Source organism: Mycoplasmopsis bovis PG45, assembly GCF_000183385.1.
Classification (GTDB): domain Bacteria; phylum Bacillota_I; class Bacilli_A; order Mycoplasmatales; family Metamycoplasmataceae; genus Mycoplasmopsis; species Mycoplasmopsis bovis.
Genome location: NC_014760.1, coordinates 39675 through 57204 on the forward strand (window position 1 = coordinate 39675; position 17530 = coordinate 57204).

Below are 17530 nucleotides of genomic sequence, written 5' to 3' on the forward strand. Positions count from 1 at the left end.
CTTAACTATTTAACCCCATTAAATTGGTCATAAACATATAGAATATGTTCATAAACTTTATTGCCATTTTCATCTATTTTATAAGGTTTTTCGCTTTTTGCCATTCTTATTGAAGCTTGTGAGAATGTCTTACCATTTTCAGCAATTGATTCTCATTGACCTAGGTCAGCATTAAGAATATCTTTAGTTCCCTGTTCATCACTAGAGAAGTAAACTGAATATGTATGTCCTGGGAGCAGAAGTGCATTTCTATATTTTGACATTATTCCATAGTCACTTACTCAAGAAACAAAACCTTTACCTTTGTGTTTTCCATTTGCATCGCTGTAGTCATATTGTTCATCAGCTAATGTGTGACGGATTTTACTTCTTTCTTCATCGCTTTTAGCTTCATTATGCTTTTTCTCATTTTCAATGTTTTGAGTTTTGTAGTAAAACATATTGCTTGTGTTATCTTTAGTTATCTTTAAGGTTTTAACTTCACCAGTTTTTTTGTCTTTAAAAGCAATGTAGTTTGCTTTGTCAGCAATGTCACTAGATAAGTAACCAAACATTGCTACAGCATCCTTACTTCCATCTCTTCATATACCAGAGATATTTCTCTTGCCAACGCCCTGAGATTGGATATAGTATTGTCAGTAAGCTCTAGCTCTAGTATTTACTACTTTTCCTTCTAAGTCTTTAATTCTGATTGTGTCATCAACTATTTCTTTACCTTTATCATCGTAAAGTTTGAAGCCTAAGAAGTCACGATATCATCTGTCCTTAAATCAACCATTGTTTATTGATTGGAACTCGCCAAAGTAACTATTGTTGTAGTTTGAATCATCGCTTAGGTTTTTATCTTCTGATAAAACAGCTTTTTTGTATCTTAAATTTAGCGCATCAGCTTTATATTTTTCTTCATTATCAGCTAATCTTTCATAATCTAAGATAGCATTTGTAATACCATTACGTCCGCTCCTATCATTCAATTTAAGTGCTTTAGATTTTCACTTAGCAGTAGTAGTGCCATCCACAACGTATTCTAAACCAGTGTTTGATTCACTTATATTAGATAAGAACGAAGGCATATTGCCAAAATCATGATTTGATGGAGAGTATGTAATTTGTAAGTTATCACGGTTTATAACTTCAGCAAAGTTATATGTATAGTCAGAGAACAATTCATTGAACTTACGTTCTGTTTTATTTATAAAGTAATTCTTTACATCATTAGATGGACCAGTATGGAATGCAGCATTAGCCAATGATGTGAATATATTTACTAATTCATATTGTTGTAATGCTACATGTACAAAAGTTTGGTCGGTGTATAGCTGAATTTTGCCATCAAACACAAGCGAGTCAACTAAAGTTATTGCTTTTAAATCTACTTCGAATTTTTCAGCAAGTTTTTCATATGTTTTGATTGTATCTTCAGCACCAATTTCTCATTTTTTTCTATCAGCACCGTCAATTTTAAACTCTTGTTTTTTGAACTCACCATAACCGTGTTTTTGGTCAAAAATTCACATTGCATCTTTATTTTTATCTTTAAGCTTGTCGAATGTTAAAGCCGAGTTAAACATTGCAAATAGTGATGAGCTAAATCTTCTCATAATGTCATTAGCTCACATTTGGTTAGATGAATCGGCAGAAGCTTTTTTATAGAATTCTCTGAAGACATTTTTTTCTTCTTCAGACATTTCTGTCATGTTACCTAATTTGTCTATTATCTCTGTTTTATAGGCTTTTTTGAATTTTTCTATATCAACTTTAGAATTAACATAATCAACTGTTCAGTTAACTGTATCACTGTTTTTATCATACTTAGCTTTAGTTAAGTCAACATTAACAAACTCTAGTCATTTTTTGTAGTCTTCAAACTCAATTGAGCCATCTTTACTAATTGCAGAAGCAAATGAATTAAACAAACCAGTTAACACATTATGATCTAAACGTTTTAGACTTTCAGTGTAGTTCATTTTTAATTTAGATACTTGTGTAAAGTCAGCTTTTGAAGTATCTGGGAATGAAATAACATGACCTAAGCTGTCTAGCATATTTCAAATTCCATTAGGATTTGAGCTAGATGTTATAAATGTTGGTGTGTATTTTGATAGTCATTTAATGATCTTCTTAGAGTTAAATACTTGAAGATAATCTCTAGGTAATGATTGAGCAAAGAATGGATCTGCAAATGCAGTTTCTAACTTAACATTAGGCATATACATTGTATCTTTATCAATTCATAATATTTGACCAGCACCACCATTTATATTGTTGTTAAGTGAGTTTCCTGAGTTAAATAAGGCGCCTAAAACGTGCCCTAACTTAATATCAGATGATGTTCCGTTGACCGTATGTGGAGCGCTACTGTTGTTCCTGTTTATATAATATCTAGGATTTTCGTAAATTAGATTACTTGGAAGTGCTTTAAGGATGTTTGATGATGTATTTTCTGAGCCATCTTTATTGTAGTATTTAATAAATGGTATTTGACCATCTTTGCCTTTTTTATAGTATCCTTGGTCAGGATCTCTGTTAGCAAGGTAATTTTTGTATATATTAGAAAACATATTTGTTACAGTGCTTGGCAACCTTGTGCCAAATATATTTCTAGTCTCCGGATAGTCAATTGAAATCGTAGGATCAAGCGACAATCTTGTGTCTGAAGTGTTTCATCCATTAATGTTAAATCTATCAACAATTAGTGATTTAATTGTTTTAACAATTGTATTTATCTTATCATTAACAAACTTAACTGCATTTTTGTCATAGTATGGACTTTTTGTGTCAGTTAAATCAACATTTAATGGAACACTAAGCACGGGTGAACCATCAGCATTATGCATTAGTACTTTATGTATTATTACATAGTTTCCTTCAGCATCTTTTACGCCTTCAACAACCTTAGGTTCAATTACTTTTAAACCATTCTTAATTACTTCTTCAAATTCAATTAATTTGCCTTGACCATCTTTAATTATGCCTTTTAGCATTGAAAGACTAGCTTCTTTGAACTCATATTCGCCTTTATCGTTCTTAACCATATACTTAACTTTTGCAGCATCTTTCAATGCGCTGTTAACTGTTGGGTTAAGTGTACCTGAGTAGTAGTCAATAGCATTAATAACTCACATGTCAAATGGACTTAGTCATTTTTCATCAGCACCCTTCAATCCATTTTGTTCTCTTCTGTTCTTAACTGCTTCAAGCATTCCAGCAAAGTCTTGTAAGAAACGTCTGTTCTTATTTGACAGTGCTTTTCATAAATCTCTATCTTCTAAACCAACACCTCATATGTCTGATTCTTTTTCCATTGATTTTATAGCATCATCAGGCTTATCGTCAAATGTTATTTTGCCATCTTTACCTTTTTTGGCAAAACGGAATTCAGCATATTCACCATAGTCTTTAAGTGCTCCAAATTCATCTAAAAGACGTTTTGTGCCTAGTTCTACGTGGGTACGAGCCTTAAGATACAATTCAACAGCATCTTTGCTATAGTAGTTATTAATATTAGGTGTTGCATTTGGTGTAAGCGCACTAACAAATATTGGATCACTTCCTTTGTTACTCAAGTCATGAGCGCCATTTAAAGTTATGTGGTGACCATATTCATGGGCTCCAACAAATTTAAGGAAGTCAGTTGATATACCTTTAAAGTTAGGATCTGACATTTTCAAAATTGCTCATAACCCAACACGGCTATTTTTAGTAAAGCCTAGGTAATAGCCGTTTTCTAATGAATATTCCATTACACCATCAGAGTTAATTGACTTTTTAATGTGTAAGCCTTCTAGTCACTCACCAGCATAAGGAACTTCTTTTAGTAGCTCGTCAGTCAATCCTTCATATGCATCAGCAAAAACATCATATGATCTTTCTGATTTGCCTGTTTCTGGATTGCTAACTTCATTTTCTTCTTTTATAACTGAAGGAGCAACCATCTTTTTGTAGCCTAATACTGAGAAAAATTCATTCATATTTTTAATAATATTTTTATCAGCATTAGCATCTACTGAAAATTTGACAAATTTGCTACCAAATTTTGTTTCTGAACCAAAAGCATTTTCAGGATCAACATTCTTAATAGTAACTTCTAATGAGCTTCCGTTTTTCTTAATATCTGAAATGTCTGCTTTAAAAATTAATTTATCAATTTCAGCGGCAGTAGCATTTGGCTTAAGTATTTTTTTCTTAGTTAGAATATCAATAAGCTCAATTTTTGACTTAGCTATAATAACATCATTTTCATTAGTTATTTGTCTTGCTTGAACATTTTTATCTAGCTCTCTAGCTTTTTTTAGCAACTGATTTTTTCTAATTCCTTCAACAATCTTAGCCGAATGTGTTAATGAGTGATTATATGCTTCATATAATTTATGATCTCTTATAGCAGGAGCAATTAATGTGTTAAAGTATTCACCAAGACCATTTAAATATTTGCCAAATTTGTCAATACTTTTATCTATATCTTGCTCAACTTTAGCCATTCTTCCTACAAATGAGTTGAATAGAACCTCACCATTTATAGGAGCAGTACCTGCTTTAGGAGTTAATTGTGGGAGCTTTTTAAATTTAGATAATTCAGCCTCAATTTTTTTAAAGTTTTCAACTGTTAAAGCTTGCAAATAAGTCTTTTTAGCTTTTTCATCAATATCTTTTCTCTTGTTAATATAGTCAGTTAATTTTGTTAATTTACTTTTGTCCGATTTTAAAACATCTATGAATGGGGAAGTTACTCAAGCAGCTTGATATTTTGAAATGTCTCTGTTAGTTTTAGTTTCTCATCCCTCATTGTTTAAGAAACCTAATATCAAGGTCTTATATGAGGTTAGTTCTTTAACAATTTCTTCTATTCTCTTAGACAAATTATTAAATTCTTGCGCATAGTTGCTTAATTCACTATTTTGTGAACTTTCAATATTGAATTTTTTATTAAATTCAGTGACTATATCAGAAAGCGCTGATAAATCAGAAACAACGCTTGAGTTATCATAGTCATCTTTGTTAATTTGTTTATAAATTGATTCAATTTTAGTATTAAAATGTTTCAAAAGACTATTTGAGAAATTATCTTTTTGCTCTTTATGCTTTTGATTTTCCTGAAGTATTTTTGTTACTAAACCTGTGGCTTGTTTTTGCAATTCAGCAACAAATTTTTTGAGTGTCTCTATTGTTGATACTTCAATACCATTAACATTAGAATATAAGGCTTTTAGGAAATTGTCTAGATTTAAATTTTGATTGCTAACTGTAGCGTTACCAGGAAGTGGCAAGTTTCTTCCTAGTCTTCTTACAATATCTCCAACAGTACCACCTGACTCACGTGTTGGATTCTCAAATTTCTTTAAAAATTCAGGAACTGATTTATTGTTTATAGATTCGTTTTCATCACCATTTTTGGCTGTCTTAAGTTCCCTATAAAGAACTTTATATTGTTCAACAATTATGTTTTGTTTGAAATTGCTTATAAAAGCTTCAGATTCTTTCTTGTAAGCATTAGTTATATTATTTTCAAATGATTTTAACTCATTGCCTAGTTGCGATGAATTTTCTGATTCTTTAATTTTCTTCATTTCACTATCAACAGCTGAATCGGACTTTTTAATATCATTTAGATAAGAATTAGCCTTAGCAACAATTGCGTCATTCATAATGCTTGATTCTAGTGCCGTTGTAAAGTTTGAGAGATCTTTTTTAAATGAAGCAACATTGGCCCTTTCGCTTTTTGCCTCATTTTCAAATAAAGAAAGCAGATCTTCTTTTAGTGACGATGAATTTAGTAATGCAGACTCATTTTTATTTGAATCTTCTTCAAATTTTTTGTGAAGGTTGTTGTAAATCTCGGCATATTCAGTGTGCTTATTGCCATTCTTTAAACTTCTTAGATGTTGATTGCCACGTTGTAGCAAATCTTTTTCAGCTCTTAGTTTATCAAGCTCATCTTTGTAATTTAGATATGTTTCATAAGCTTCAAAATAAGCCTTAGCTTCATTGTTTACCATCGGCCTGATTTTTGTTCTTATATCTGTGTTTAATTCACCTAAAACTCTTTTTAGTCTATTTAGCTCTTTGAATAAGTTACTTTCAAGTGAAGTGTTTTTATAATTTAAAAACACACTTAATTCAGCCTCAAATTTGTTAAATGGAACTAATAAGTGCAGGGCAGGAAGAGATTTTAAATCTATCTTATTTTTAATGTCACTCAATTCATTAAAAGTAGTTTTATGTCAGTTTTTGAAAAATCTAAGTTGTTCTAATTGTTCAGCAAGCACAACAGAATCAGCAAAAAGTTTATCAATCTCTTGCCCTAATTTGTTGATTTTTGCAGTCTCACCAGTTTTATTTAATAGTGTAGCTTTTTCCGCTTTAAGCTTTTTAATAGAGTCCTCAACTTTTTTTAGGTCATCAGAATATTTTTTCTTAAGTTGATCATATACTGAATGAGATTTATCACTAGCTTTTTCATAAAATTCTTTAACTAATGCAAGCACACGGTCTGCATATGATTTTAAAACTTCAGTTAAGGTTTTTGAATCATCAATTTTGTGACTTTCTAGAGCCTTTATTAAAACCACGTTTGTTATTTTGTCTCATTTAGACTTAGATGAAGATTCTTTAACTTGTCTCTTAATGATGGTTTTTCGGGTTTCATCTAATTTCTTCTCTATAGCATCTTCATCGCCATATTTTAGTAATGAATATTGAGCAGCATAATCTTCATTGCTTAGTGTTTGTGCAATTTGTTTTTTACTTTCTTCGACTAATTTAATGTATTCTTCAACTTTTTTATTTAAGCTTGTTGATGAATTATTAAACGAGCTTATAAGTTTTTTGTAAGCATTTACTAATTCACTGTTGTTTTGCACATTTTGTGAGCTTAAAAAGCTTAGTTGGTAATCAGATAATTGCATTAAGAAAGTCGAGTTATATCTTTTTGCAATGTTTTTCTTATATTCATCAATATCTTTTTTTAGCTCTTTAACTAAATTTATAGCTTTTTGGAAATCAATTTTAGCGTTTATAACTCTAGCGATCTTATTTTGAATGTGATTGTCATTTTCATCAATTTTGTCTCTAAGTTCTCTAATTTTATTACCTAGTTCTATTTCTTTAAGTTTGTCATCATCAGTAGATTTTCCTGAATTAATTTTTTCGACTAATTGTGAACTTTCTGCAAGAAGTTTAGTTAATTTCTCAAATTCATTCTGACTATGTTTTTTGATAAAACCATTAATAGTTTTTCCTTCATCATCTTCAGCATTATCATCTCCAAGTGCTTTTGTTAAGTATTCCAAAACAACATTAGCATTAGAGCTTCAAAACTCATCAAAGTTCTTTTTGTTGGTTTTAGGATCCAACACTTCTGAGTATAGTAAGCTAAAATCTTTAGGGAATAAGTCTTTATTCTCATAATATGGAGCCACTAGCTTTTTAATTGCTTCAACTTTGTTATCGAACTTAGCGATTTCTGCATTAATTTTTTCTAAATCTTTCTTAAGAGTTTCACGCTTGTTGGAAATAGTAGCATAGTCAAAATCAGCACCTAAATGTGCGTTTTTCTTACTTAATTCAGTTTTTTGATCATTAACAAATTTTGAATACGCATAAAACTCAGTTGCCCCATCTTGAAGAATGTTTTTTCTATCCTTAACAAATTCTTCTAGATTGTAAAAATCTCTTCAGTTTAATTTCGCTTTTGTATTAGCATCAACCAAGGTTTCAACTGAAATTAATTCAGAAGGCAAGTAAGCCACATCAGTTGCAAAATAGTCTTTTTCAACAAATTGCTCAGTTGGACTTGTGCCTGTAGTTAGTCTATTTAACTGTTGAGTAGTATCAAAAACAGTTTTATCAACTTGTTTAAGAAGCTTTGCTTTTTCAGAGGCATTTTTAGACGAAAACGATTCAGATTGCAATTTATCAATGCTTGGATCATTGATAAAAGAGTCATACATAGTAACAAGAGAATTTAATGTTTCAATACCATCTGTTTTAATGCCAAATTTGCTTGATAATTCATTTGCAAATGTTGTTATTTTGCCAGTTTTTTTATTTGTGTCTAATAAAGCGGAAGCTCTTTCCTTGTTTTTGCTTAGGATTTCGGTCAATGCATCAACAAGTTTTTGTTGTGCACCACTGTTATTGCCGTTTGTTGTTTCGCTACTATTTACATCTTTTAATTCATTTAGCAAGCTTTTATCATCTTCATTCAACTGTTGTGCGTTTTTAATTGTGAGCTCAATTCTTTTAATTTCTCTTTCCAAAGTGAGTTTAAGTTTAGTATCCGAGCTTGCCTTGTTTATAGCATCTTTAAACTGTTTAACATTATTTTCAAGAGTTTTTATAGTCCCTTCTCTTTCTTTGACTCTGCTTTCTCGAGTTTTCTTGAAAATTGTAATGTTAATAACAGTTTCAGCAGCTTTTTTGTCAGCTGTTGCTTTAGTCTTTCGAGCTTCTAAATCTTTTTTCTTTGTTTCATTACTATTAGCTTTTTTAATATCATCCTCAAGTTGTTTTATAAGCTTGTCAGCATCTTCAATAGCCTTCCTTGCACCAGCATAGTTACGTAAGTCAGTCTCCATATATTCAATGGTTTGTCTTAATGTTAGTCACTCTCTATAAAGGCCATTTAACTCACTAAATTTTGCTAATGAATTTTTAAGAGTTTCTTCAGAAAACTTGTTTGGCTCAAATTTTGTTCTAATTTGTTCAATAAAACGAGAAGTTAAGTCTTCAATTAAATTTTTTACAGTCTTTAGAGCTTTATCAAACTGAATATATTTATTTAAATTTTTAAATGACTTCTCGCCATTTTGACCTGTAGATGAGTTTAAAACTTCACCAAAAGCATTGTGAATTGTGTATGATGAACCATCATCAAAATGAATAAGTAATGCTTTATCTACTATTTCATTAGTATTGTTGTAATTATTTGTTTTTATTTCGGCATTGGCAATAATCTTTTCTTCAAAATTAACATTTTCTGCACTAAAGCCGTCTAAAAGTTTTAATGAATCTTTGTCTTTATATTCTTTTAATTTCGTAGCGAATTTTTCTTTTGCTTCAGCCAAACTATTAGCCGCAACAATCAATAAATATGGTGATTTTTGAACTAACCTGTTTCTTTCAACATCTGAATAAGTAACTTTTAGTACTTGCTTTTCTCAATCTGGACGTCTAAGAGCATAAACTTTTTGATTTTTTAGATATCTAACATTTGTAATTCCTCTGAAGAATTGTTCATTAATTGTCTTATTTGAAATATTAGCAAGAGCATTATACTTGCCAATGTTTGCTAAAAATTTTCTTAATTCAGGCTCACTAAGAACACTTTTGTTCAATTTGTAAGTGAGTGAGTCTTGAGCATTACCCCTTCCACTTAGACTAGAGTAAATTGGAAGTGTGCCAAAAAACGCATCAGGGAAAAACTTGATGGTTGTGTATTCTTTATTTTTGTTTGAGTGTGAACCTAGGGTTATGTTGTTTCCAGCCATTTCAACACCCTTAACAATCGAGAATGACTTAAGTGTAATAATTTCAGGCCCTCAAGATACATTTTTCATAAATCATTCAGTAAATTTGTAAAACTCTATAGGGCTAACCGCTTCAATGTATTGGTTGTAAAAGTTAAATGAGCCATATTTTATGTTCAAATATGGTAATGCATGATGCTTAGCATAGTACTTATCTAGGTATTCAGTTGTTGTTAATCTAGTTTTACCATCAGTTACAACCTCGCTAAGCGGATCATAATCCACTTTGTGCTTATTATTATGAACTTCTAGAAAGTATGATTTAGGCTTAGCATTTCTGCCAATAAAAATGTTTTTAAGCTCAGCTTCGTCAGTGAAGTTTTTTCTACCTAATTTCTCATTTGAGGTTTTTGAATAGCCATACATTGCACCAAGAGTTATAGCTGTTATTCCAGCCAAAACACCCCCAGATATTGCGTATTTGTGTCACACGTGTTTTTTAAGGTTTATTTTAGGCATAAAGCCTCCATATTAAGTTAATGATTGCATTGTAGATATCTTGCAAAAAGTTATTGTGTTATGAAGAAGAATGAAAATTAATACAAAATAAAATAAAGAAGGATTTTTGCCCTACTTTATTTTGTTACTCTTAGATTAATAAAACAACAAATATTATTTACATAAAAATAACCTAATAAATTAGAGCCAAACATAAAATATCATTAAGATAATGTTCTTAATGTTTGAGTTTTTGCTCATTCGATTATATAGGTTGTGAAAATTCATAACATATTTATTTTAAATAAAAAATTAAAATTGTTATAAAAAATTTAAAATTAATTTATTATTGATAGATTTTAATAATATAGGTTCTAAATTTCTAATAAATTGGTAGTTAGACCAGCACATTTAAAAAATAGATTGAATATTCATTAAGAAAGAAAAAGCATCACAAGTTAACTTGCGGCGCTTTTTCTTGCCTTTTGTTAAAATTTGAGTATCAAATTTAAAAAATGAAAGGCATTTAAATTAGATATGATTAGCAATAACAAAAATAATATTTGTTCAACTGACATATGCTTGCTTAAAAAGAAATTAAATCTGAATGGCAAGTACGAGTTCAATTATGTGCATTATGTAATTGATGAAGCAAATTGGGATGAAATATTAAATAATTCAAATCTCAAAACCAATAAAAACAACATTAGTCCATTGCATCTTAAAGAAATTCTTGAAAAGCTAATATCTGGTCATAATATTAAAACTGTTTCTGATGCTGTAGGTTTTAAATCTAGAGCAATTTATAACTTATTTGACAGAATTACAGTCGGAACAAAAATTGATTATGCTAAATACCAAAAGAGTTGTAAATTGTGTGGTATAGACTTAAAAGACGAAACAATATACGAAATTAGTATTCTAAAATTTTTAAACTTAATAGAAACAAGACATAATTCAAAAAGATTAGAAAACAACCTTAAGCTACAGAAAAAGCACAAAGACTTTTCTAAGTTCTGCAAGTAATTAATTTGCTTTTACTGCACAAATAATAATTAGAAAATAAAGCTGTTAAACTTCTGTTGATAGCATTATTTTTAAATACAAAGAGAACTACAAAATTCATATATTTCATCACCTCAAAACTTTTATCGTATATTGCTAAACATAGGGCTTTTGGTCTCAAATTAGATATTCTTCCATATAAATCAAATGGTAAATATGGAAACAGCACAACAGTAAAACATAAGACTAAGCAACGGACAATATTCTTGTTATTGATACATTAACTAATGATAATAGAAGTGAAAATTACAAACTTCCAGAGATAGAATCTATCAAAGAATTTTCCATTGTTATCCTTATTCATCATCAGAAAAAGGTAGCATTCAAAATGCTCGCAGACTTTTAAGAAGATGCATTACAAAGGAAAATCTATAGATAAATATGTTGGTCAAGATCTAAAACTAATAGCCGATTTTATAAATTCACATCCAAGAATTTATAAAGGAGTCTCAGGCTTTAAATGCGTTAAGCAAATGCAATAAAAATTAACATCAACACAAAATTTTGCACTTTTGAGTACTCAAAAGTATCTTTTCTTTATTCTTTTCTTATTCTTTTAGCCATTTTTATGCCAGAATCGTTAAAAATTGATATTGTCTTTCCAATACTCAAATTAGGTGCTTTTTGCTTTAAAAATTTATAAAACAAAATGAACATATTCATTAACAAAGCAAAAAGCACCACAAGTTAACTTGCGGCGCTTTTTGTTGCCTTTTGTTAAAATTTGAGTATCTAAATTAAAAAAGAAAGGCTTTTACATTATATATGATTAGCAATGACAAAAATACTAGTTATTCAACTGACCTATGCTTGCTTAAAAAGAAATTAAATGTGCACGGCAAGTACAAGTTTAATTATGTACATTATGTAATTGATGAAACGAATTGAGATGAAATATTGACCAAGTCAAATCACAAAACCAATAAAAATAACATTAGCCCGTTGAGACTTAAAGAAATTCTTGAAAAGCTAATATCTGGTCATAATATTAAAACTGTTTCTGATGCTGTAGGTTTTAAATCTAGAGCAATTTATAACTTATTTGACAGAATTACAGTCGGAACAAAAATTGATTATGCTAAATACCAAAAGAGTTGTAAATTGTGTGGTATGGACTTAAAAGGCAAAACAATATATGTAATTAGTGCTCTCAAATTTTTGAATTTAATTGAAACAAGACATGATTCAAAAAGATTAGAAAACAATTCTAAATTGCTTATGAAATACATTGAGATTTTTAAGTTTTACAAACAGTTACTGTACTTTTATTTGAAGAATAGAAATAGTTTTAACTTAGATAGTAAAGCTGTTAAACAGTCTGTGGCAAGCATTATTTTTAAATACATAAGAGAACTAGAAGCACAGGGAAAGCTTCAAAATTCATATATTCCATCAGTTCAAAACTTTTACCGTATATTGGCTAAACATAGTGCTTTTGGTCTAAAATTAGATATTCTTCCATATAAATCAAACGGTAAATATGGAAGTAGAACAACAGTAAAGCATGAGACAAAGAAGAAAACAATAGGCAAACTTATTACTGAACGTCCAGAATCAGTTAATTTAAGGCTAAATGACAATGATTATGAAATGGACACTGTAATTGGTTTAAGATCTGACAATTATTGCATTCTTACATTAATCAACAGAAAATCTAGAATGTTTTATTGCACGCTCTCTAGAAGAAATGCAAAAGCAATAAAAGAAAATTTGGAGAAATTGATTAAGGACAATAATCTTGTTATTGACACATTAACTATTGATAATGGAAGTGAAAATTACAAACTTCCAGAGATAGAATCAATCAAAGAAATTTTCCATTGTCATCCTTATTCATCATCAGAAAAAGGTAGCATTGAAAATGCTCACAGGCTTTTAAGAAGATACATTCCAAAGGGAAAATCTATAGATAAATATGTTGGTCAAGATCTAAAACCAATAGCCGATTTTATAAATTCACATCCAAGAATTTATAAAGGTGTCTCAGGCTTTAAATGTGCTAAGCAAATGCAATAAAAATTAACATCAACACAAAATTTTGCACTTTTGAGTACTCAAAAGTATCTTTTCTTTATTCTTTTTTTATGCTTTAGGCCATTTTCTTGTCAGAACAACCAAAAATTGGTATTATTTTTTCAATACTCAAATTAGGTGCTTTTTAATTTAAGAATTTATAAAACAAAATGAACAAGCTGTAGACAATTAAATAATTGCTTACTATAATATAATTTTGTTATGTTAAAAATTTATGTTTGTGGGCCAACAGTTTATAACGATCCTCATATAGGCAATCTAAGACCTATAGTGACTTTTGACTTTATGCTTAAGGCTTATAGGGAATTAGGCAAAGAATTTAAATTTGTGCACAACATCACTGATGTTGATGACAAAATTATTAATAAGGCAATTCAATTAGATATAAAAGAAAGTGAAGTAGCTTCATATTATTTCAAGAGTTATCAAAAGATATTAAGAAAGCTTAATGTAAACACAATTAGCAAAATTGAAAAAGTTACTCATAATATAAGTTATATTAATAAGTATATCAATAGATTATACGAATCTGGCAATGCTTATAAGGATGTTAATGGAAATGTTTGGTTTGATGTTTTAAAAAACAAAGATAGTTATGGAGTAGTGTCTAACCAAAATTTAGACAATATGGTTTTTGAAGAAAACAGCCTTCATAAAAAGTTTAAAGCTGATTTTGCTCTTTGAAAATCAACAGCTGTTGGTATAAAATTTTATTCTAATTTTGGAGCAGGCAGACCAGGATGACACACTGAGTGTTGCGCCCTGATTGATAAGCATTTTGGTCAAAATGGTGTTGATATCCACGGTGGCGGAATGGACTTAACTTTTCCGCATCATGAAAATGAAAATATTCAACACTATGCCTTGTATGGCAAGCCTTTGACTAAAGAATGAATTCGTTGTGGACAATTAAACCTTGATGGCGAAAAAATGTCTAAATCAGTTGGAAATGTGATTTTAGCAAATGATTTTATTAATGCTTATGGAGCCACTATATTGAAGTTGATATTTTTTAATGCTAAAGTTAGTGCTAACATTAATATCACTAAAGAATTAATTGAAAATATGGAAGCCATCGAAATAAAGTATAAAAAAGTACTGTTCAAAATTTTCACTCTCTTTAAAGACAAAATCATTAGTAATGAGGCTTATGAAAAGTCCGAAATAGTATTAAAGGCTCTAGAATCTGTTTCGAAACTAGAATTTTCTGACTTTAATTTCCAATTGAACAACGAAATTAGGCAATTTAATAAAAGCCCTTCATTAGAGAGAGCAAAAGATATTTTTTTTATACTTTCACTTTTCCACAAGGAATTAACAAGCATAAATTCATACAAAAAATATTTAGACATATATGACAAATGACATTATTTTATAGGTATTAAAGACTATAAAAGTGCAGATAAGCTAAGAGAAAAATTAATAAAAAATCACTTGATTTAGTAATTATTCACACTGGAATAAGTTATGAAAAAATGAGGTTACCTTTATGAAAAAATTATATATGTGTGGCAAGAACTCAGTTACTGATGCAATTAAAGCGAAACTTCCTATTGAAGCAGTTTATGTGATGAGTAATTTCCATGCTGAAAAAATTAAGGAGTTTTCAAATATAAAAACAGTAGTAAAGGATGCTAATTTTTTTAAGGATTATAATTCAGAAAATCATCAAGGCTATTTATTGTTTTTAAAAGACTTTAATTACTATGAAATAGACATAATTAAAAAAGACAATCCTAAAACTGTGCTTATTTTAGATCACATTCAAGATCCACATAATTTTGGAGCAATATTAAGAACTGCAAATGCAGCAGGAATCAAGCACATAATTATTCCAAAGGACAGATCGACTGATGTAACTTCAACTGTACTAAAGGTAAGTTCAGGTGGCTTTGTTGGGGTTAAGATCATAAAAGTTAGCAATATTGTAGCAAGTATTAACAAACTTAAATCATGAGGTTTTTGAATTTATTCTTCACTGTTAGATCAAAATGCTGTTCCATACAATAAGGTTGAATATAATGAACATTGTGCATTGGTTGTCGGAAATGAAGAAAAAGGAATTTCCAAGCCTATAATTAATACAACTGATGTTAAGGTTTATATTCCACAGTTTGGCACAGTTCAATCAATGAATGTATCAGTTGCTACTGGAATTTTATTATTTGAATTAGTTAATAATGGTAAGTAGAAAAGTTTCCAAATTCAAAAAAATTTTACTAAGTGACCATAAAGATTTAGAAGATTTTTTCAATAGTTCTTCTAATTTAGAAATCATTATTGCAATTAACAATAATTTAAGATCTGAAGTATTAAACTTTATCAATAAAGTTATATCAACTTATAAAAAAGTTCCTATAACAGCAGACGATATATATAATGAATTTTTAAATGACTGCCCAGTTATTTTGCGTAAGTATAAGTATCAAAGTGAGTCTAACTTTTACGCATATATAGCTCAAGTAGTTAAGAATTTTTGTCTAAATAAACTTAATTATTGGCTTCGTAAGAAAAGGTCAATAGATTTGAATATGTCTTCAATCGATGAAATGATTTATATAACAGACATTAGCGCAGAAAAAGAAATGAATGATAAAGTAGACCAAGTTGACTTTATAAGACTGTTTCACAGGTTTTTTAGCAAATCTGACATTGCAAATATTGAGCTTATTCTATCTAAAAAATGAATACCACATTCTACATACAAACTTAATTCCTATAGAGATAGTATTATCGAAAAAATAGCACTGTATTATTCTAGCTAAATCACCACCTTTTTAAAATCTTATAAAATTATGTATTTTATATATAATTTAATCTATGCTTAGAAAAAAAGTAACACTAAGTTGTGAAGATTGTCATAGTATGAATTATTCAACCAACAAAAGCTTGATGTCAGTTGATAGAATTACAGTCAAAAAATTTTGTAGAAAATGCAACAAACACACAATGCACAAGGAAGAGAAATAATGGTTAAGAAAAATACAGCAGAAAGTGAAGTAAAAGAAGCAAAAAAGAAGAAATTTTTGGTGCGTAAGTTCGTCAAGGAACTAAAAAGAGTCAGATGACCATCATCTAAAAAAAGTTGAGCTTCATTTATTCAAGTTATTGTGTTCTCATTGATATTTACCTTAATTGTTATTGGATTTGTTACTTTAATTACTTTTATTTTTACAAAATCTGGGATTAAAACAGGAGGCATTTAATACTTATGCAACGTTTCATGTGATATATGATTAGTACTGTTTCTGGAAAAGAAGACAAAGTTGTTGAGTCTTTAAAAAACAGAATTGTCAGTGAACAAGTTGAGGACTGTTTTAACCAAAATGCTACTGAAGAAGGTGCATTCAAAATTTTCAAAAAGCCTGTTTTGACTGCTAAAGAAGCCGAAAAGAAAGCACTTGGTGAGCCATATAAAGTTAAAATGAGCAATATGTATGGTGGCTACATTTTCATAAATATGGATATGACTGATAAAGCCTGATTTGTTGTGCGTAACACACAATATGTAACAGGATTAATAGGTTCAGCAGGTAAAGGAACAAAACCAACCCCGGTTACTAAAAAAGAAATTGATCTTGCTTTTGAGAAAGAAAAACAACTAATAGAAGATTTTAATTCTGGCAAAAATATTGACAAATTTACAGTTGGCGAAATAGTAGAAATTATCGAAGGACCATTCAAAGGTACCATTGGTAAAGTTTTAGAAGCTAATGAATCAATTCACAAAGTAACTGTTGAAGTTGAGCATTTTGGCAAAAAAGTTCCAACGGACTTTGATTATTCAGTAGTTGAAAGCAAGGAAAAATAATATTCATTAATAAAGCAAAAAGCACCACAAGTTAACTTGCGGCGCTTTTTGCTTTGTTAATAAATAGAAGCGAATTAATGAAGTAAGGACACTTACTTGTTTGTTTTAAATAAATAAGACAACACTTTAATAAAAAATCTATCGTGAGAATAAATGTGATTTATGCTTATTATCTGCCTTCTTATTCCAAACCAGTATCCCAAAAATACACAAACAAATAATGTATGTGTGCCAATTAATTAATTATATATCAAAAATTACAAAAAAACACAGGAAATAAAACACAAAAGGTGAAATTTTTCCACATTTTGTGTGTTTTTTTAATTTCCTAGACATTTGTGCAAAATGTCTGGGGGGGGGGATTTTATATAATAGTTAAAAATATATTAAATTTAGAAAGGGCGAGGTACGAAATGAAGAAAAAATGGTTAGTGAATTCTGGAATGCTAGCACTAACATTTCCTTTAGTTTCATCATCTTGTTTTAATAATATTAATCCTGCAAATAAGTCTGATGAACCTAGAGTAGAAGATAAAAAAGCTTTATCAGATGTTGTTAAAGTTGTTAATCTAGGTGAAATTAGCAAAAAAGACATAAAGACAATTATAGAAGCCTTAGTTGCAAAAACAGAAATCTTAAAAACAGCGATATAGAT

The 17530-nt window shown here is 29.5% G+C and carries 9 protein-coding genes and 1 pseudogene; 9 read left to right on the forward strand and 1 reads right to left on the reverse strand.

Features of this window, described 5'->3' with window-relative positions:
* Positions 1-5: 5 nt before the first annotated feature.
* A complete protein-coding gene (locus MBOVPG45_RS00190) occupies positions 6-9986 on the reverse strand; it encodes a PDxFFG protein (protein ID WP_013456529.1) in 9981 nt (3326 codons plus the stop codon).
* A 738-nt stretch (positions 9987-10724) separates the two neighbouring features.
* Here MBOVPG45_RS00190 and MBOVPG45_RS00195 point away from each other — a divergent pair.
* From MBOVPG45_RS00195 to MBOVPG45_RS04780, 9 genes and pseudogenes are all read left to right on the forward strand, one after another.
* Positions 10725-11512 (forward strand): annotated as a pseudogene (locus MBOVPG45_RS00195) (hypothetical protein).
* 505 nt (positions 11513-12017) lie between these two features.
* On the forward strand, positions 12018-13046 hold the full coding sequence (locus MBOVPG45_RS00200; RefSeq protein ID WP_080551568.1) for an IS30 family transposase: 1029 nt from the start codon (positions 12018-12020) through the stop codon (positions 13044-13046).
* A 219-nt stretch (positions 13047-13265) separates the two neighbouring features.
* Positions 13266-14507, forward strand: a complete 1242-nt coding sequence (locus MBOVPG45_RS00205) for a class I tRNA ligase family protein (RefSeq protein WP_013456374.1) — start codon at positions 13266-13268, stop codon at positions 14505-14507.
* Between the two features lie 46 nt (positions 14508-14553).
* Entirely contained in the window at positions 14554-15255 is a 702-nt protein-coding gene (gene rlmB / locus MBOVPG45_RS00210) for a 23S rRNA (guanosine(2251)-2'-O)-methyltransferase RlmB (protein WP_013456275.1), read from the forward strand.
* On the forward strand, positions 15245-15829 hold the full coding sequence (locus MBOVPG45_RS00215) for an RNA polymerase sigma factor (protein ID WP_013456086.1): 585 nt from the start codon (positions 15245-15247) through the stop codon (positions 15827-15829). Before rlmB ends, MBOVPG45_RS00215 begins: the two co-directional genes overlap by 11 nt.
* A 55-nt stretch (positions 15830-15884) precedes the next feature.
* Positions 15885-16034, forward strand: coding sequence for a 50S ribosomal protein L33 (rpmG, locus tag MBOVPG45_RS04395; RefSeq protein WP_013456379.1), 150 nt, complete (start codon positions 15885-15887; stop codon positions 16032-16034).
* Positions 16034-16270, forward strand: a complete 237-nt coding sequence (secE, locus tag MBOVPG45_RS00220) for a preprotein translocase subunit SecE (RefSeq protein WP_013456080.1) — start codon at positions 16034-16036, stop codon at positions 16268-16270. The genes rpmG and secE overlap by 1 nt, the downstream gene beginning before the upstream one ends.
* A gap of 5 nt (positions 16271-16275) precedes the next feature.
* Positions 16276-16875: a transcription termination/antitermination protein NusG gene (gene nusG, locus MBOVPG45_RS00225; RefSeq protein WP_013456192.1), complete on the forward strand. Its 600-nt coding sequence runs from the start codon at positions 16276-16278 to the stop codon at positions 16873-16875.
* Positions 16876-17288: 413 nt separating this feature from the next.
* Positions 17289-17528 (forward strand): lipoprotein, MAG6090 family, encoded by a 240-nt coding sequence (locus tag MBOVPG45_RS04780; protein ID WP_013456565.1) that lies wholly within the window; start codon positions 17289-17291, stop codon positions 17526-17528.
* Positions 17529-17530 lie beyond the last annotated feature (2 nt).